Here is a 17,431-nt window from a genome sequence, read left to right as displayed (position 1 = left end):
TTTCAGCTTCGCTCCACATGTTTGAGGGACTTCAATGCTCGTTCAAGATGCCATTGCAGGTAACTCGCCACCAATCCGGCGGCCTCGCGGCGGTGCAAGGACTCGGACATGTCGGCAACAGCCCAGTCCCCCGTCAGCAGCGCACCCAGTAAGACGACGGTCTCGGGTGCGGGTGCCGGCGAACCGGGCGGACGGCAGTCGTTGCAGATCATTCCACCCAAGGGAGCGGAGAAGGCTGAGTGCGGACCGCTCGCCCCGCAGCGGGCGCAATCCGTGAAACTGGGCGCCCAACCGCCGGTTGCCAACGCACGGAGCAGGTAGGAATCGAGGATGAGTTCCGGAGGATGGTCGGAACGGCTCAACGCGGCAAGAGCCCCGACAAGCAGGTTGTATTGGGCGGTTCCCGAATCGGCGTCGGCGTCTGTCAGTTTTTCTGCCGTTTCCGTCATGGCGGCAGCGACCGTGTAGCGGGAGTAATCGGCAGCAATCGAGCTCCCGTAGGCTCCTTTAGCGACGGCCTGGGTGACGATGTCCAGGGTGCGGCCGGAAACGAGTTGCAGGTCGGCCACCATGAACGGCTCCAGCCTGGCCCCGAACCGGCTACTGGTACGCCGTACGCCCTTGGCAACTGCCCTTACTTGTCCGTGGTGCTTTGTCAGCAAAGTGATGATGCGGTCCGCTTCGCCCAGCTTGTGGGTGCGCAGCACCACGGCATCGTCCCGATAGGAGCGCGCTGCAAACGACGAAGGATTGGCCACAGTTAATCTTCGCACCACGCCGGGCCTTCTCGGGTCCAGCGAAGCCGTGCGGCGCCGTGTTGACGGCGCCGCACGGCAAATGGCTACGCCCGGACGGCCCTGATGGCACGGTTGACGGCGGAGATGACTGCCTTGAGTGCCGCGGTGCTCGTGTTGGGGTCGATACCGACTCCCCAGAGGACCCGCTCGCCAACGGCGCATTCCACATAAGCCGCGGCGGTGGCGCTGCCACCTTCGGACAATGCATGTTCCGTGTAGTCCAGGACGCGGACGTCCACGCCGTCTTGGCGCAAGATGTCCAGCATGGCCGCGATCGGTCCGTTGCCCGTGCCGGTTCGCTGGACTACCGTGCCGTCAACACGCAGGGCCGCATGCAGGGTGAGCTCGCCGGACTCATCGGTTTCGGTGCGGATGGAACCCAGAGAGTAGCGACCCCACTGTCCATCCGCCGTGCTGGCCGGCAGGTACTCGTCCTGGAACATGGCCCACAGCTGGGCGCCGCTGACCTCGCCGCCCACGGTGTCGGTGCGGTGCTGGATGACGCCGGAGAATTCGATTTGTGCCCGGCGCGGCAGGTCCAGGCTGTGCTCGTTCTTGAGCAGGTACGCCACACCGCCCTTGCCGGACTGTGAATTGACGCGGATGACGGCCTCGTAGCTGCGGCCGAGGTCCTTGGGATCGATCGGCAGGTACGGAACCTGCCACGTGAAGTCGTCCACGGCCTTGCCGGCGGCGGCAGCGTCCTTTTCGAGGGCTTCGAAACCCTTCTTGATGGCGTCCTGGTGCGAACCGGAGAACGCTGTGAACACCAGATCGCCGCCGTAGGGGGAACGTTCGGGAACGGGCAGCTGGTTGCAGTACTCCACGGTCCGGCGGACTTCGTCGATGTCCGAGAAGTCGATCATCGGATCCACGCCTTGGACGAACATGTTCAGTCCCAAGGTGACAAGGTCCACGTTGCCGGTACGCTCGCCGTTGCCGAACAAGCAGCCTTCGATTCGGTCGGCGCCGGCCAGGTAGCCCAACTCCGCAGCGGCAACGCCCGTACCGCGATCGTTGTGCGGGTGGAGGGAAATGATGATGCCGTCGCGCGGATGCAGGTTACGGTGCATCCATTCGATGGAGTCGGCGTAGACATTGGGTGTGGCCATTTCCACGGTGGCGGGCAGGTTGATGATGACCTGCTTGTCCGCGGATGCTTCGAATACGTCTGCGATCGCGTTGCAGACACGCGCTGCGTACTCGAGCTCGGTTCCGGTGAAGGACTCCGGCGAGTACTCGTACGTGATGTGGGTGTCCGTGAGGGTTTCCTCGTACTTCTTGCACAAACGGGCACCCTGGAGGGCGATGTCCAGGATCCCGTCCTCGTCCTGGTTGAACACGACGCGGCGCTGCAGAACCGAGGTGGAGTTGTACAGGTGGACGATGGCCTGCTTGGCGCCCACGAGGGATTCGTAGGTGCGCTCAATCAGGTGCTCACGCGCCTGGGTCAGGACCTGGATGGAAACGTCATCCGGAATGTGGCCGCCTTCGATGAGCTGCCGCACGAAGTCGAAATCTGTTTGCGAAGCGGAGGGGAAGCCGACTTCGATTTCCTTGTAGCCCATCTTGACCAGCAGCTGGAACATTTTCAGCTTGCGTGCCGGACTCATAGGGTCGATCAGGGCCTGGTTGCCGTCACGGAGGTCCACGGCGCACCAGCGCGGAGCCTTGGTGATGACCTTGTCCGGCCAGGTGCGGTCCGGGAGCTCGACATTGATCTGGTCCTGGAAAGGCAGGTACCGGTGAATGGGCATTCCGGAGGGCTTTTGTGCGTTGCGCATGACTTTGGGCCTTTTCTCTTAATCTTGATGGAAGATTGGCCGGGCATAGCTAACTCCGCAGCGAGGGTTGGCCTAGCGAATGATCGCCTTCGAGGCCCCGCCGCGGCAGCTAAGGAGAAGCATTCCTGCACGCACCATTTCACAGTAACACGGGTGCGTATGATGACAATGCAATACCAGAAGCAACGTCCACTATGCAGACGCGGGAACGGTGGTGAGCCGGTTCCGCTCGTCGTCCGAAGGAGTTCTTGTGCCACAGTCGGGGATCACACTGTCCAACATCGATGAAAGCGTTAGGCCGCAGGACGACCTCTACCAGCACGTCAACGGGGCGTGGCTGAAGTCGACGGTCATCCCTGACGACCGCCCGCTTGAGGGAACGTTCACCGCGCTACGGGACGGCGCTGAACTCGCGGTCAAAGCGATCATCGAGGAGGCTGCCGCAAAGGGCGAGGATGCCAGCGGCATCGAACGCAAAGTAGGCGATCTCTACAACAGCTTCATGGACGAGGAAGCCACCGAGGCCAAGGGCATGGAGCCCATCCGGGCCCGGCTCGCCGAGGTCTTTGCCACAGCTTCGCCGGCCGAAGTGGTTGCCCTGACCGGGCGGCTGTTCCGCTCGGATGTTTCCGGCCTCTTCTCCATCTATCCTGCGCCCGACGCCGGGAACCCGGACCGGATCCTGTTGTACATCGGTCAGGGCGGCCTCGGCCTGCCCGACGAGTCCTACTACCGGGACGAGAAGTTCGAAGGAATTGTCAGCGCCTACGCGAAATACGTCGCCAAGCTCTTCGGCCTGGCAGGCATTCCCGACGCCGACGGTGCCGCCGATCGTGTTGTCGCCCTTGAAAAGGCGCTTGCCTCGCACCACTGGGACAACGTCACCCTGCGCGATCCGCAGAAGACCTACAACCTCAAGACCGCGGAGGAGGGCCGTGAGCTGTTCCCGTACCTTGACGCATGGTTCGATTCCGCCCGGGTTGAGGAAGACAAATTCACCGAGCTGGTGGTGAGCACTCCTGATTTCTTCACCGGCGCCTCCGCCCTTGTCGAGTCCGAGTCCCTTGGCACGTGGCAGGAGTGGCTGGCCCTGCGTGTCCTCAATGCCGCCGCCCCCTATCTTTCCTCGGCGTTCGTGGACGCAAACTTCGACTTCTATGGGACCACCCTGAGTGGCACTCCACAGAACAAGGACCGCTGGAAGCGCGGCGTCGCCGTCGTCGAAGCCGCCCTTGGCGAGGCGGTAGGCCAGATCTACGTGGAGCGCCACTTCCCCGAGGGGTACAAGGCCAGGATGCAGACGCTCGTCGCCAAACTGATCGAGGCTTATCGCGAGAGCATCACGGCGCTTGACTGGATGGGCGAGGACACCAAGGCCGAGGCGTTGAAAAAGCTTGAGGCCTTCCGGCCCAAGATTGGTTTCCCGGACAAGTGGATAGACTATTCCGCCGTCGACATCGACCCGGCCGATCTTCTGGGGAACGTCGAACGGGCCCACAACGCCGACGTCGACCGCCACCTCGATGAGGTCGGCAAGCCTGTCGATCTCGACAAGTGGCTCATGACCCCGCAGACCGTCAACGCGTATTACCACCCGATGTTGAACGAGATTGTCTTCCCTGCTGCGATCCTGCAACCACCCTTTTTCACGGCGGAGGCCGACGACGCAGTCAACTACGGAGGTATCGGCGCCATCATCGGCCATGAAATCGGCCACGGCTTCGACGACCAAGGCTCCCAGTTCGACGGAAGCGGTGCGCTGCGGAATTGGTGGAGCGAGGAAGACCGCAAGGCCTTCGAAGGACTTGCGGCGAAGCTCGTTGCCCAATTCGACGCCCTCGCCCCGTATGCCGCTCCGGAGCACAAGGTCAACGGGAAGCTCACGCTCGGCGAAAACATCGGCGATCTGGGCGGCCTGACCATCGCCTACAAGGCCTACCTCCTGAGCCTTGACGGTGCTGAACCCCCTGTTCTCGAAGGCCTTAGCGGCCAGCAGCGCTTCTTCATGTCCTGGGCTGCCGGTTGGCGCCAGGTCATCCGTCCCGAGGAAGCCATCCGTCGCGTCGCCACGGACCCGCATTCCCCCAACGAGTTCCGGACCAATGCCATCGCCAAGAACCTGGACTCGTTCCACGAGGCGTTCACGGTGGAAGCCGGGGATGGGATGTGGCTGTCGCCCGAGGACCGAGTCAGTATCTGGTAGGCAGCGGCAACAGCTACCTAGCGACGAGTGCCGGGTTGACCGCCTGGCATTTCACGTCGCCCGCGGTCTGCTTGACGACGTTGGACGGTACGGAGGCCACTCCGTATTTGGTCCCGGAATCGAAGTCGCTGCCTATGTAGACCTGGACTCCGACCACGCCGTTGGATGCTTCTATTTGCGAGGCCGGGATCCCCAGGAGACTTGCGACATCCGGCGCGACGTCAGCGTAGCCGGGGCCGTAATAGACAACGGTCTTGGGCACAGCGGCCGCAAGGAAGTGTGCGGCTTTCGTGAATCCGCCGCCAACCAGGGCGGCGGCGATCTCCTCGCCGCGGGATGCGATGCCTGTTCCGTCGGCAACGGTCACTGGCTGAAGGGCCTTGACATAGGCAGGAGCGGCGGGAGCGCTCGGCGTTGGCGCCGCGCTGTTGCTCGGGGCGCCCGACGCCGCAGGCGAGGGAGCGGCCGTAGCGCCCGGAGTGGTCAGGTCCAGGTTCGCGCGCATGGCGGCGAACAGCTGGGAGGCTTGCGGTTGAACCAATTCGAGCCGGTTGGGGTCGACGGCGGCGGGCTGGGTGGGAGCCGAGACGAAAGCGACCTTGGACAAGTCAACGTCCTTGAGGCGGCTCCCGATGGTCAGGAGCGACTGGACGGACGCCAGGCCTTCATCCACGGTCAGGTTCTTTGTCACGGCATCCGCGATGGACAGGAGGCTCTGCGGATTGCCCAACGTGCCGTCGGACTTGATCTTCCGGGTCAGCGAGGAGAGGAAACCCTGCTGCGCCTGGATGCGGCCGAGGTCGCTTCCATCGCCAAAACCGTGGCGCGTCCGGAGGAAGGCCAAGGCCTGCTCCCCCTGGACCTTCGAGGTTCCCTGGGGCAGCCGGAGCCCGGAGTCGGGGTCGTAGACAGCGTCGCTTACACACACGTCCACTCCGCCTACGGCGTTGGACAGCTCCTTGACGGCGTTGAAGTCGGCCATCATGAAGTGGTCGATTTGCAGTCCCGTTAGCTTGTTCACTGTGTCTACGGCGCAACCGATTCCGGCTTCTGCCATGGCCGAGTTGATCATGACGTTGGAATGGGGCTGATACACAGTGTTGGTTTTGGGATCAGTGCATGACGGGACATCCACCAGGAGGTCGCGGGGAAAGCTGGTGAGGCTCACCCTCTTGTTGTCCGCCGAAATGTCCAGCAGCATCATGACATCCGACTGGCCATAGCCAGTAGAGTCCTGCGTTGAACCGTATTGCGAGTTCCTCCCGTCCCTGGTGTCGGACCCGAGGATCAGGATCTGCAGGCGGTCCGTCGCATCGTTTGCTGCCGCCTCGGTCCTGGAAGCGCCTGCCGACAAAGGTGCTTTGCTGATGTTCGACTGCAAGCGGATGACCCAGTAAGCAGCGAAGGCGATACCGCCGACCAACAGCACCGACACCGTCACGGCAGTGACCTTGAGCCAGAGCGGGAGGCCCTTCGGAGCATTCATGTGGCGGGGGGTGCCGGGGGCTTCCCCGTGGCGTGCAGTGCCGCGCGCACCAACGGTGCCGGGCTCCTGAACGCGTGCATCGCGACGTCGCACTGCGCGCTCAACCTTTCCTCGGAAAATGGGATTCGGACCATTTTACGGGCCCAATCTGGGAAATTCCCCAGCGGCTAGAATCCCAGCTTCACGAGTTGCTTCGGATCGCGCTGCCAATCCTTGGCCACTTTCACGTGCAGGTCGAGGTAGATCTTGGTTCCCAAGAGGGCCTCGATCCCCTTGCGGGCGTTCGTTCCGACCTCGCGCAGCCGGCTTCCGGCCTTGCCGATGATGATGGCCTTCTGGGATGGGCGCTCGACGTACAGGTTGACGCGCACGTCGAGGAGCGGGTTGTCTTCGGAGCGTCCTTCGCGGGGCAGGATTTCCTCCACCACCACGGCCAGGGAGTGCGGAAGCTCGTCGCGAACCCCTTCCAGGGCTGCTTCCCGGATAAGTTCGGCGACCATGACGGCCTCCGGTTCATCGGTGAGTTCACCGTCCGGGTACAGAGGAGGAGAGGGCGGCATGTGGCCGATGAGGACGTCGGCGACGGTATTGACCTGGAAGCCATCGGTCGCCGAAACCGGAACGATATCGGCCCAGCCTTGTTCGCCGAGTACTTCGCGGCCCAAGGCGGCTACCGCCAGGAGCTGCTCGGTCAGGGCCTGCCGGTCCACCAGGTCGGTCTTGGTGACCAGGGCGATGATGGGCTTGCGTCCGACGGCGGCGAGCTGGGCCGCAATGTACTTGTCGCCCGGCCCGATCTTCTCGTTGGCGGGCAGGCAAAAGCCAATCGCGTCCACTTCCGAGAGGGTGTCCGCGACGAGATCGTTGAGCCTCTTACCAAGGAGGGTGCGGGGGCGGTGCAGGCCGGGGGTGTCCACGAGGATCAGCTGGGCGTCCTCCCGATGGACAATGCCGCGGATCGTGTGCCTCGTGGTCTGCGGCTTTGCCGAGGTAATGGCCACCTTCTGGCCGACCAAAGCGTTGGTGAGGGTGGACTTGCCGGCGTTGGGACGGCCCACAAGAACCGAGAATCCCGCGTGGAAGCCGCCGAAGTCCTGATCGGCGTCGAACTTCTTATTGTGCTTGCTCACGTGGAACTCCCTGTTGCGTTGTGTCGGCCTCGTCGAGAAGGTCTTCAAGGTCAGTGTCTTCTTTTGGAATGGCTGCCGCAATGATATGGCTGACCCGGTTTCGCCGGCCTTCCAGCCTATCGGCTTTCAAGGAGATCCCATCCACCTGCACCGCGCTGCCTACGATCGGCACCTTGCCCAGGGTCTTGGCCAGGAGGCCGCCCACGGTGTCCACTTCGTCGTCGTCGAGGTCAATGTCGAAAAGCTCGCCGAGGTCGTCGATGCTCATCCGTGAACTGACGCGGTACGTGCCGTCACCCAGGTCAGTGACCTCGGCATCATTGGAGTCGTACTCATCCACGATCTCCCCCACGATTTCCTCAATGAGGTCCTCCAGCGTCACGAGTCCTGCCGTGCCGCCGTATTCGTCAATGACGATGGCCACGTGAGTGGACTCTTGCTGGAGCTCACTCAGGAGGTCGCTGACAGGCTTCGATTCGGGAACGAATCGTGCCTCGCGGGCTATGGCATCGACGTCCTGGCGCGCCGATGGCTGTTCCGGGCGGTGCAGTGCTGCAGCAACGTCCTTCAAATAGAGAATGCCGCGGATCTGGTCGGCGTTCTCGCCGATGACGGGGATCCTTGAGTACCCGGAGCGCAGGAACAGGGCCATGGCCTGCTCCAGGCTGGATCCGGACTCGATGCTCACAATGTCCGTTCGAGGGACCATCACCGAGCGGACCAGGGTGTCGCCGAAGTCAAAGACAGACTGGATAAGTTCGGCCTCGCTGTCCTCGATCATGTCTGATTCCGTAGCCCTGTCGACGAGTTCACGGAATTCTTCCTCACTGAAGAACGCTTCGTCGCCGCTGGGCGCACCGGGAGCCACCGTGCTGCCGATCGCCACGAGCCAGCCGGGAATAGGACCGAGGATCCAGCACAGGAACCTGATGAGCGGGGCCGAGTAGCGAACCACCCCGCCTGAGTGGGCGCGTCCGAGTTGGCGGGGCGAGACACCCACCAAGACGAAACCAATGACGGCCATGATGCCGGTCGCCGCCAAACCGGCAAGCCAGACGTTCTCGAGGAGACTATGCATGACGACTGCGACTGCAACTGCTGCCGCCATCTCGAACCAGACCCGCCAGAACCGCAGCGCGCGAATGTGCGCAACAGGCTGGGCGAGGATACTGCGAAGCGAATTCCCCCGGCTCCTGACGATGGCTTGCTCCGCGTCGTGCCGCGGTAGGAAGGTGAAGGCAGCCTCAGCCGCGGTCAGCAGGGCGACGAAACTGAGGAACACCAACGCCATCCCGACCAGGATGAGCGAGGTCACAGCATGGTCTCCATGGGGGCGTCCTTGCCAAGGAACGCGGACAGCAGCTCACGCTGCAGGCCGAACATTTCTTCTTTTTCCTCCGGCTCGGCATGGTCGAAACCGAGCAGGTGAAGGATTCCGTGCGTGCAGAGCAGGAGCATTTCATCCTGTGTCGAATGACCGGCGTTGCGCGCTTGCACCTCGGCCACTTGCGGGCAGATGGCGATGTCGCCCAGCATGCCCTGCGGAGTCGGCTTCCCCGGCGTTCCCGGCGTCAACTCATCCATAGGAACAGACAGGACATCGGTGGCGCCGGGTTCGTCCATGAGCTCGATGTGGAGCTTTTCCATCGCAGCTTCATCCACCAGGAGGATGGAAAGTTCGGCTTGGGGGTGAATGTAGAGCCGCTCGAAGATGAAGCGTGCGAGCGTCACCAATTGTGCCTCGTCCACCTGGACGCCGGACTCGTTGTTGACCTCTATGCTCATCGGTGTTCTCCCCGTTTGTCATGGATGGGCGTGTGCTGGACACGCGCCCGGTGCTTTTCATCCCATTTGCTGTACGCGATCACGATGTCGGCGACCAACCGGTGCCTGACGACGTCGGACGCGTCCAGCATCGTAAAGTTCACGTCGTCGATCCCGCTGAGGATTTCCTGGACGATACGCAGCCCGGAGGTGGCACCGAAGGGCAGATCCACTTGGGTGATATCCCCCGTGACAACCATCTTGGAACCGAAGCCGAGCCGAGTCAGGAACATCTTCATCTGTTCCGCGGTGGTGTTCTGCGCCTCGTCAAGAATGATGAACGCGTCGTTGAGCGTGCGGCCGCGCATGTAAGCGAGCGGTGCTACCTCAATGGTCCCGGCGGCCATGAGCCGCGGGATCGATTCCGGGTCCATCATGTCGTGCAATGCGTCGTACAAAGGGCGCAGATACGGATCGATCTTGTCGCTCAGCGTCCCCGGCAGGAAGCCGAGGCGCTCTCCGGCTTCGACGGCCGGCCTCGTGAGGATGATACGGCTGACTTCCTTGAGCTGCAGGGCCTGAACAGCCTTGGCGACGGCCAGATAAGTTTTGCCCGTGCCCGCAGGGCCGATCCCGAAGATCACAGTGTTGTCGTCAATGGCGTCGACATAGTTTTTCTGGTTCAGCGTCTTGGGGCGTATGGTGCGCCCGCGGCTGGAAAGAATGTTGTGGGTCAGGATTTCCACGGGGTTTTGCAGCGATTGGCTGCGCAACAAGGAAACTAGCTGCTGGAGCACGTCCGGGGTGATGACCGTCCCCTTGCCGACCAGGCCGCGGACTTCCTCCAGGAGCCGCATGATCCGGGGAACATCGCTTGACGGTCCGCTGAAGGAGAGCTCGTTGCCGCGCACATGAAAGTCGACGCCGGGGAACTGGGCTTCGATGTAGCGCAGCGCCTCGTCATGGCTACCAAGGGTCTGAACCATCTGATCCGAGTTGTCGAAGATGACAACTTCCGTCCGGGCGCCCGGGACGGAGTGTGGGAACTCGGCCGGACCTGTCTCAACGCTGCCGGCCTTGGGCCGCCCGTTCAATGATTCTGTCATAGTGCTGGCCTCGCGGCCTGTGCTCCTCCGGCTTGGTGATGTCCATCGATTTCCTCCGATGTCCGTTTGCTGGATGGGCGCAGGATCGCGGGCCTCGGATTGCTTTCAATCCTACGCCAGCCAGTCTCCGCGGTGGTTCCAGGCCGTGCCTGGCGGGGCTGCGGACGGCCTGTTCGAACGCTTTGGTATCAACTCGGCATCGACCTCGTATCAATCGCATTGCAGTTCGCCGCCTGAGTATCGAAACGCCAGCCGACGCCCGCGGGACTATGACAAGCTGATTCATGGGCAAAAATGCCCTTGTACCCGGCCACCCGGGCGCACGACTCCACCCGCACCACAGCGGCCGAACACGAGCAGGAATCCACCATCACCAGGCCAGCCGGCATTTCACACGGCACACGCATCCGGAAAAGTTCCGCCATGCTTGCGACCGCCTTGACGGCTGCCTTGTTCCTGTCGGGTTGCATTGCCGATCGCACGGGACAGGGATCCACGACGCCGGTTCCCACCCCGACAGCCGCCCTGCAGGTGGCCCCGGACAGCAATGCTCCGCTCGAAACAACCCAGGCCTCAAACAAGATCCCCGTGTATTGGATCGGTCGAAGCGACACTGACACCTTCCTGTACCGCGAATTCCGTGACAACCCGGGCAACGAGAACCCCATCACCACAGCCTTGCGGATCATGATGTCCCAGAAGCCGTTGGATCACGATTTCTTCACGCCGTGGCAGAATCCGGGCAGCCTGGCGACCTCGATTTCCGGTAAGAACGTGGTCACGGTGGACGTATCCCGCGACGCGTTCAATTCCAATCTCGATGCCGGGATGGCTCAGCGGGCCGTCCAGCAACTCGTCTACACCGCGACCGCTGCGGCCGCGAGCTCCGGCCTGATCGATGCCGGACAGCAGATCAAAGTGACCATCTTGGTGGACGGGCACACGGACTACATGGCATTCGGACAAGTCAAACTGGGCGATCCCATGGTCCGCGACGCAACCATGGTGGCACCTGTGTGGATCATTGACCCGCAGGAGGATTTGACCTTGCCTGCCGGTCCGGTCAAGTTCAACGGGCGAAGCACGGACCCCTCGAAGAAGCTGCATTGGCAGATCCTCCGCGAGAACTCAAATGGCGACAAGTCGTCCTACCTTGCCGGGCAGACAACCGCGTCGACCGTCCCGGGACAAGGCGGGGTATTCAGCCTCACCGTGGGGCTCGGAGCGGGCCGCTATGAATTGCGGGTTTCCTTGGTTGGCCCCGATGGCGCCGACGTCGCGACGGATACCCGTTCGTTCAACGTTCGCTGATCCGGCAGGCTTCCTACCAGCGCCCCAGAATGTCGCTGGCCAGCACGACGGCGGCGGGACCCGCCGTCGACGAGCGAAGGACGTGATGGCCCAAGAGTGCGGTGACGGCACCGACGTCGCTGAGCTTGGTCACTTCGCGCGGTGAAATGCCACCCTCGGGGCCGACGATGAGCAGGACTTCCAGTCCATCTCCGGCATCCGCGTTAGAAGCCTCGCCCTGCCACTTCTCCAGAACCTCACGCAACGGGCGTTTCGCGTCCTCGTGCAGGATGATCGCCAGATCGGCCGCGGCAACGGCCGCGGCCAAGCCCGAGCCGTCGACGGCGGCACGCACCTCGGGAATCCACGCGCGCCGCGCCTGCTTGGCGGCTGCTGTGGCGACGGATTGCCATTTGGCGTGGGCTTTGGCAGCCCGGTCACCCTTCCAACGGACGATGGAACGTTCCGCTTGCCAGGGCACGACGGCATCGATCCCGAGTTCCGTTGCCGTTTCGACGGCAAGCTCGTCCCGGTCGCCTTTCGCGAGGGCCTGGACCAACACGAGCCGCACCGTCGGCTGGTGCTCCTCCTGGACGGTGGAGGCAAGGACTGTCAAGGTTCCCTGCCCGGATTCCGTCACGGTGCCCGTGAGCCGTTTACCGGCACCGTCGGCGATATCGACCGATTCGCCGATTTCAAGGCGCTTGACGGTGACAGCGTGCCTTGCTTCGGCGCCGTCGAGCACGAAAGCGTCACCAGGGCCGAGCCCGTCAAGCGTTCCGGCTGCTGTGAAGAATACGGGGTTGCTCACCGCTACAGGTTACCGAGCTTGTCCCGCAGCTTCGCGAACATACCGCCACTGGCCACGAGCTTGCCTTCGGTGAACTGCTCTCCGCGCAACTTCGCCAGTTGGCGTAGCAAGTCTTCCTGTGCGGCGTCGAGCTTGCCGGGCGTCTCGACGTGCAGGTGCACCTTGAGGTCTCCCCTGCCGTAGCCGCGGAGGTGGGTGACGCCGAGCCCGCGCAGGGTGATGACTTCGCCGGATTGCGTGCCGGACTTGACGTCGATCTCCTGGGGGCCATCGAAAGTATCAAGCTGAAGCTCGGTACCCAATGCCGCGGCGGTCATGGGAACGCTCAGCGTTGCGTGAAGGTCGTCGCCTTCCCTTATGTAGGTGGAATCGCTGTTGACCCGGATCTCCACGTAGAGGTCACCGGGAGGTCCGCCGGCGGGACCTGCTTCGCCTTGCGACGATAGCTGGATGCGGGTTCCGGTAGCAACGCCGCCTGGCACCTTGACGGTCAGTGAACGGCGGCTGCGGATACGGCCTTGGCCGCTGCACTCATTACAAGGATCCTTGATGATCGAACCGAAACCTTCGCACGATCCACACGGTGCGGCCGTCATGACCTGGCCGAGAATCGAGCGCACAGCACGCTGGACCTGGCCCGAGCCGCCACAGATGTCGCAGCGCTCGGGGTGGGTGCCCGGACGGCAGCATGAGCCCTCGCAGGTGGGACAGATGACAGCGGTGTCCACCTCAAGCTTCTTGTTGACACCGAAGACGGCCTCGCGCAGGTCGATGCGGACACTGATCAAGGCGTCCTGCCCGCGGCGCATGCGTGATGCGGGGCCTTGCATGCCGCCACCTCCGCCACCGAAGAAGGTGTCGAAGATGTCCTGGAAGGCGAATCCCTGGCCCGCGTAGCCTCCGCCGAAACCGTTGTCGGTCCCGTTCTCGTTGCCGGTGGCGTCGTAGACGCGGCGCTTCTGGGGGTCGGAGAGGACCTCGTAAGCGTGAGTTACGGCCTTGAATTCCTCGGCAGCGCCGGCACCTGGGTTCACATCGGGGTGCAGCTTTCGTGCGAGCTTGCGGTAGGCCTTCTTGATCTCCTCGCCGGTTGCTTCCGGCGAGACGCCCAGAACGTCATAGTGGCTGCTCAAAGTCGGTATCTCTTCCTTGTTTTACGGTTACACTGCGTTTCTTGTGCGGCGGTTTCCAGCCGAAGCCGTCAGCCGCCCAGAATGCGGGAAAGGTAGCGTGCGACGGCACGGACGGCCGCCATGGTGTTCGGATAGTCCATGCGGGTGGGTCCAAGAATCCCGATCTTGGCGCTGCTGCCCGGACCGTAGCCCGTGGCAACGACGGAAGCTTCGGAGAGCCCGTCATAGGGGTTTTCGCGCCCGATGCTCACCGTGACGCCCCGGGGGTCCTCCGCCATGTCCGACAACAGCCGCAACATGACCACCTGCTCCTCGAGCGCTTCGAGGACCGGACCGATGCTCAGCGGGAAGTCCACATTGGAGCGGGCCAGGTTTGCCGTGCCTGCCATGACCATGCGTTCGTCGCGGCTCCGCTCGGCAAGCCTTTCCAGGCCGAGGGCAAGGGCGCCGGCAAGGTTCCGGAGCGCCGGCGGGCACAAGGCAACCACCGAGGGCAGGACCTGCGGCATGAGGTCGAGCTGGGAGCCGGAAATACTCCCAAGGAATCGCCCGCGCAGGGCCATGAGCTCTTCGTCGGTGGCGTCCGCCGCTGCGTGCACAACTCCCTGTTCCACTTTGCCCGAATCGGCGATCAACACCACCAGGATCTGGCGCGGCGCCAAAAGGACAAACTCGATGTGCCGGACGCGCGCGCGGCTCAGGTGCGGATACTGTACGACGGCGACCTGGTTGGTCAGTTGGGAGAGGAGCCGGACGGTGCGCTCAAGGATGTCCTCGACGTCGTCGGGTCCCTCAAGCAACGAGTGGATGGCCCGGCGCTCGGCAGCCGAAAGCGGCTTGACCTCGGAAATACGGTCGACGAACAAGCGGTAACCCTTGTCCGTAGGGATGCGGCCCGCACTCGTGTGGGGCGCCGCAATGAGGCCTTCTTCTTCCAGGAGGGCCATGTCATTGCGGATGGTGGCGCTCGACACTCCCAAATGGTGCCGTTCGACCAAGGCTTTGGAGCCGACGGGCTCGCGGGAGTGAACGTAGTCCTCCACGATGGCGCGCAACACTTCAAGCTTGCGTGGTTCGCTCACTGCCCACCTCCGATCAACATTTCAACAGTTAGCACTCAACATGCCCAAGTGCTAACAAGTCTAGTATGAGCCACCTCGTTGTTAGCATTGGTACCGCTCGCGGCGAACATGATTCCCGCGCGGTCCTGCGGCATGCCACGGACCGTGACCGATCCCCTAGCGCAAAGTGGTGTGAAGACCGTGTCTTACGACAATTGGGGCCCGCAAGACCTCTCCTCGCCGGCCAAACGGCAACTGCCTGAAGTGCCCGTTGAACGCGGGATGGTTCTCGAGGACGTTCAGTCCGGTTGGGTCGGGGCCGTGACCAGGGTGGAGAAGTCCGGAGGCATGCACATTGTGGTGCTTGAGGACCGTCGGGGTAAGACCAAATCGTTCCGGCTCGGCTTTGGATTCCTGCTGGAGGGCCAAGCAGTGAAACTCCTGCCGCCAGCGCCACGCCCGGCCGCCAAGGGCGCGCCGCAAGCAGGCAGGACGGCATCAGGTTCCGTCCGCGTCGCCGGACAGCGGGCCCAGGTCGCCAAGGCAAGCCGGATCTGGGTGGAAGGCAAGCACGACGCCGAACTCGTGGAAAAGGTGTGGGGAGACGATCTCCGGGTGGAGGGCATCGTCGTCGAGCCCTTGCACGGCGTGGACGATCTCAAGGCGGCCATTGCCGCGTTCTCCCCCGGGCCGGGCCGACGGCTCGGGATCCTCGTGGACCACTTGGTCCCGGATTCGAAGGAGTCGCGGATTGCTGCCGACGCCATGACGCTGCCGGGCGCCACGGGAAACGTCCTGATCGTCGGTCACCCCTATGTGGACGTCTGGCAGGCAATCCGGCCCAAAGTATTGGGGATCGAGCAATGGCCGACCGTCGCGCGGGGCACCGATTGGAAGACCGGCATCCTGAAGTCGTTCGGCTGGCCGCATGAGACGGCCGAAGACATCGGACTGGGGTGGCAAAAGCTTCTGGGCGCCGTCCACAGCTACGCCGATTTGGAAGCCTCTTTGCTGGGTCGCGTGGAGGAAGTCATCGATTTCCTGACCGTTCCCTGATGATTACCTGCCTCGGGCACGGTGGTTGGTCGGCTGATCGCGTGCCGAGCAAGTATTCTGGGACAGCAACACTGCACCGATAGATACTCGAAGGAAGAAACTGTGGCAGACAACGCTCCTGACGATCGGGACGGCGCCTCGGGCCAGTCCCAGTACCACGGCGTTCCTGCCAACGCGCTGCCCTTGACCGCCTCGGAAGACCGGCAGTGGGCAACCCTGGCGCACTTCGGAGGGATCCTCGGCTGCGTGCCTTCGCTCCTGATCTACTTGATCTTCCGCGAACGTGGCCCGTTCACGGCCCAGGAATCCAAGGAGGCGCTGAACTTCACGTTGCCCCCGACGATTGCGGCAGTGCTCGCCAACATCCTGGTCTTGCTCCCGGTGGTGGGAAACCTGTTCGCTGTCCTTGCCACGGGAATCTGGGTCGCAGTGACCTGCTTTTCGGTGTCGGCCGGAATCCGCGTGAACCACGGACAGCCGCACCGCTACCGCTTCAACCTGCGCTGGATCAAGTAGCGGGTCTTCGCGATCCCTGTGCCGGTTCCCGCGCCGGACGTTAGTCCGGAAGGATCCGGCGGACCACGGCATCCGCGAGTAGGCGGCCCTTGAGTGTCAGGACCAGCCGTCCTTGGAAGGCTGCTCCAGGCTCAACCAGGCCGTCCGCGATGAGGCCCGCGACGGCGTGGCGGCCCACCTTGTCGAGGGCATCGACCTGCAGCCCGGTGCCGAGGCGCGCCTCCAGCATGATGCGTTCCACTTCCCGGGTTCCGGCGTCGAGCGTTTCGCGTCCAGCGGCCGGCGAGACCCCGCTACCGAGCCTGTTGGCATAGGCGGTGGGGTGTTTGACGTTCCACCAGCGGACGCCGCCCATGTGGGAATGCGCACCGGGTCCGATTCCCCACCAATCGTCCCCCCGCCAGTAGGCAAGGTTGTGTTTGCACGCCTGTTCCGGTGTGCGGGACCAATTGCTGACTTCATACCAGTCCAGCCCGGCGGCGCTGATCAGCTTATCGGCGAGTTCGTACTTGGCGGCGTGGTCGTCGTCGTCGATCCCGGGCACTTCTCCGCGCCGGATCTGTGCCGCGAGCTTGGTGCCTTCTTCCACGATCAGCGCGTAGGCACTGATGTGGTCCGGACCGTAGGACAAAGCAGTCTCCAAGGACGTCTGCCAATCAGCCATGGACTCGCCCGGAGTGCCGTAGATGAGGTCGAGGCTCACGGCAAGGCCGGCGTCGCGCGCCCACTGGACAACCAAGGGAACCCGGCTGGGTGTGTGCGTACGGTCCAGGACTTTGAGCACGTGCGGGACCGCCGACTGCATGCCAAAGGAAATCCGGGTGAAGCCGGCGTCGGCGAGCAGTTGGAGGGATTCCGGCGTCACGGAGTCCGGATTCGCTTCAGTGGTGACTTCGGCTCCCGCTTCCAGTCCCCAGTGCCCGACGGCGGCCGTCAGGATGCGTGCGAGATCTTCAGCAGGCAGCAGGGTCGGTGTGCCGCCGCCGAAGAACACTGTGCTCAGGGGCCGCTGAGGCAGCCCTGAGGCTTCCATGGCCCGGACGGCGAACTCCACTTCCGAAATGGCAGTGGACGCGTAGGCGTCCTGGGAGGCGCCGCCACCAAGCTCGGTGGCAGTGTAGGTGTTGAAATCGCAGTATCCGCAACGCACGGCGCAGAAGGGTATGTGGACGTACAGTCCGAACTTGCGTGAATCGACGCCGTCGAGCACCTGCGGAGGCAAGAGGCCGTCCGCAGGTGCCGGATCCCCGAGGGGAAGAACGCTAGGCACGGAATTCCCTCCGGGCCCGTCCTG

General features: G+C 63.3%; 15 protein-coding genes. 4 read left to right on the top strand and 11 right to left on the bottom strand.

Translation table 11 applies throughout. The features are described 5' to 3' along the window. Positions 1 to 2 precede the first annotated feature (2 nt). Together recO and leuA are read right to left on the bottom strand one after the other, a co-directional pair. Complete coding sequence (recO, locus tag AC1DJW_RS07620; RefSeq protein ID WP_284752254.1) at positions 3 to 773, bottom strand: DNA repair protein RecO; 771 nt, start codon at positions 771 to 773, stop codon at positions 3 to 5. Between the two features lie 68 nt (positions 774 to 841). Then, a complete protein-coding gene (leuA, locus tag AC1DJW_RS07615) occupies positions 842 to 2,581 on the bottom strand; it encodes a 2-isopropylmalate synthase (RefSeq protein WP_390277323.1) in 1,740 nt (579 codons plus the stop codon). Between the two features lie 250 nt (positions 2,582 to 2,831). Between leuA and AC1DJW_RS07610 the strand changes: the two genes are divergently transcribed. Further along, positions 2,832 to 4,784 carry a M13 family metallopeptidase gene (locus tag AC1DJW_RS07610; RefSeq protein WP_284752233.1) on the top strand — a complete coding sequence of 651 codons (1,953 nt, stop codon included), beginning with the start codon at positions 2,832 to 2,834 and terminating at the stop codon, positions 4,782 to 4,784. Positions 4,785 to 4,797: 13 nt separating this feature from the next. Here the strand turns inward: AC1DJW_RS07610 and AC1DJW_RS07605 are convergent, their stop codons facing one another. The 5 genes from AC1DJW_RS07605 to AC1DJW_RS07585 all read right to left on the bottom strand — a co-directional run bounded on the left by AC1DJW_RS07605 (position 4,798) and on the right by AC1DJW_RS07585 (position 10,270). Next, entirely contained in the window at positions 4,798 to 6,363 is a 1,566-nt protein-coding gene (locus tag AC1DJW_RS07605) for an LCP family protein (RefSeq protein ID WP_476901069.1), read from the bottom strand. Between the two features lie 74 nt (positions 6,364 to 6,437). Further along, positions 6,438 to 7,400, bottom strand: a complete 963-nt coding sequence (gene era / locus AC1DJW_RS07600; protein WP_284752235.1) for a GTPase Era — start codon at positions 7,398 to 7,400, stop codon at positions 6,438 to 6,440. Then, a complete protein-coding gene (locus AC1DJW_RS07595) occupies positions 7,384 to 8,715 on the bottom strand; it encodes a hemolysin family protein (protein WP_284752236.1) in 1,332 nt (443 codons plus the stop codon). Before AC1DJW_RS07595 ends, era begins: the two co-directional genes overlap by 17 nt. Then, positions 8,712 to 9,185: an rRNA maturation RNase YbeY gene (ybeY, locus tag AC1DJW_RS07590; protein ID WP_476901068.1), complete on the bottom strand. Its 474-nt coding sequence runs from the start codon at positions 9,183 to 9,185 to the stop codon at positions 8,712 to 8,714. Before ybeY ends, AC1DJW_RS07595 begins: the two co-directional genes overlap by 4 nt. Continuing rightward, complete coding sequence (locus tag AC1DJW_RS07585) at positions 9,182 to 10,270, bottom strand: PhoH family protein (RefSeq protein WP_476901067.1); 1,089 nt, start codon at positions 10,268 to 10,270, stop codon at positions 9,182 to 9,184. The genes ybeY and AC1DJW_RS07585 overlap by 4 nt, the downstream gene beginning before the upstream one ends. Positions 10,271 to 10,564: 294 nt before the next feature. Here AC1DJW_RS07585 and AC1DJW_RS07580 point away from each other — a divergent pair, with 294 nt between their 5' ends. After that, complete coding sequence (locus tag AC1DJW_RS07580; RefSeq protein WP_350225137.1) at positions 10,565 to 11,581, top strand: GerMN domain-containing protein; 1,017 nt, start codon at positions 10,565 to 10,567, stop codon at positions 11,579 to 11,581. 13 nt (positions 11,582 to 11,594) lie between these two features. On the opposite strand, the gene AC1DJW_RS07575 is transcribed toward AC1DJW_RS07580, so the two are convergent. The 3 genes from AC1DJW_RS07575 to hrcA form a co-directional block, all read right to left on the bottom strand. Beyond that, a complete protein-coding gene (locus AC1DJW_RS07575) occupies positions 11,595 to 12,371 on the bottom strand; it encodes a 16S rRNA (uracil(1498)-N(3))-methyltransferase (RefSeq protein ID WP_284752239.1) in 777 nt (258 codons plus the stop codon). 2 nt (positions 12,372 to 12,373) lie between these two features. Continuing rightward, positions 12,374 to 13,504, bottom strand: coding sequence for a molecular chaperone DnaJ (gene dnaJ / locus AC1DJW_RS07570; RefSeq protein ID WP_284752240.1), 1,131 nt, complete (start codon positions 13,502 to 13,504; stop codon positions 12,374 to 12,376). Positions 13,505 to 13,572: 68 nt separating this feature from the next. Continuing rightward, complete coding sequence (gene hrcA / locus AC1DJW_RS07565) at positions 13,573 to 14,586, bottom strand: heat-inducible transcriptional repressor HrcA (protein ID WP_284752241.1); 1,014 nt, start codon at positions 14,584 to 14,586, stop codon at positions 13,573 to 13,575. 180 nt (positions 14,587 to 14,766) lie between these two features. Here hrcA and AC1DJW_RS07560 point away from each other — a divergent pair, with 180 nt between their 5' ends. Both AC1DJW_RS07560 and AC1DJW_RS07555 read left to right on the top strand, forming a co-directional pair. Continuing rightward, positions 14,767 to 15,621, top strand: coding sequence for a DUF3097 domain-containing protein (locus tag AC1DJW_RS07560; protein ID WP_284752242.1), 855 nt, complete (start codon positions 14,767 to 14,769; stop codon positions 15,619 to 15,621). Between the two features lie 102 nt (positions 15,622 to 15,723). Next, positions 15,724 to 16,137, top strand: coding sequence for a DUF4870 domain-containing protein (locus tag AC1DJW_RS07555; RefSeq protein ID WP_284752243.1), 414 nt, complete (start codon positions 15,724 to 15,726; stop codon positions 16,135 to 16,137). A 40-nt stretch (positions 16,138 to 16,177) separates the two neighbouring features. Here the strand turns inward: AC1DJW_RS07555 and hemW are convergent, their stop codons facing one another. Continuing rightward, positions 16,178 to 17,407, bottom strand: coding sequence for a radical SAM family heme chaperone HemW (gene hemW / locus AC1DJW_RS07550; protein WP_476901066.1), 1,230 nt, complete (start codon positions 17,405 to 17,407; stop codon positions 16,178 to 16,180). Positions 17,408 to 17,431: the final 24 nt, after the last annotated feature.

It is taken from the genome of Arthrobacter sp. 05L417 (assembly GCF_056397865.1).
The sequence above is the reverse complement of the archived record's forward strand: the minus strand, read 5'-3'. Positions and strand labels throughout refer to the sequence as shown.

Excerpts from the sequence above, each read along its gene's own strand:
- leuA (WP_390277323.1), bottom strand. The coding sequence starts at position 2,581 with ATGCGCAACGCACAAAAGCCCTCCGGAATGCCCATTCACCGGTACCTG.
- AC1DJW_RS07580 (WP_350225137.1), top strand. The coding sequence starts at position 10,565 with ATGCCCTTGTACCCGGCCACCCGGGCGCACGACTCCACCCGCACCACA.
- AC1DJW_RS07585 (WP_476901067.1), bottom strand. The coding sequence starts at position 10,270 with ATGACAGAATCATTGAACGGGCGGCCCAAGGCCGGCAGCGTTGAGACA.
- ybeY (WP_476901068.1), bottom strand. The coding sequence starts at position 9,185 with ATGAGCATAGAGGTCAACAACGAGTCCGGCGTCCAGGTGGACGAGGCA.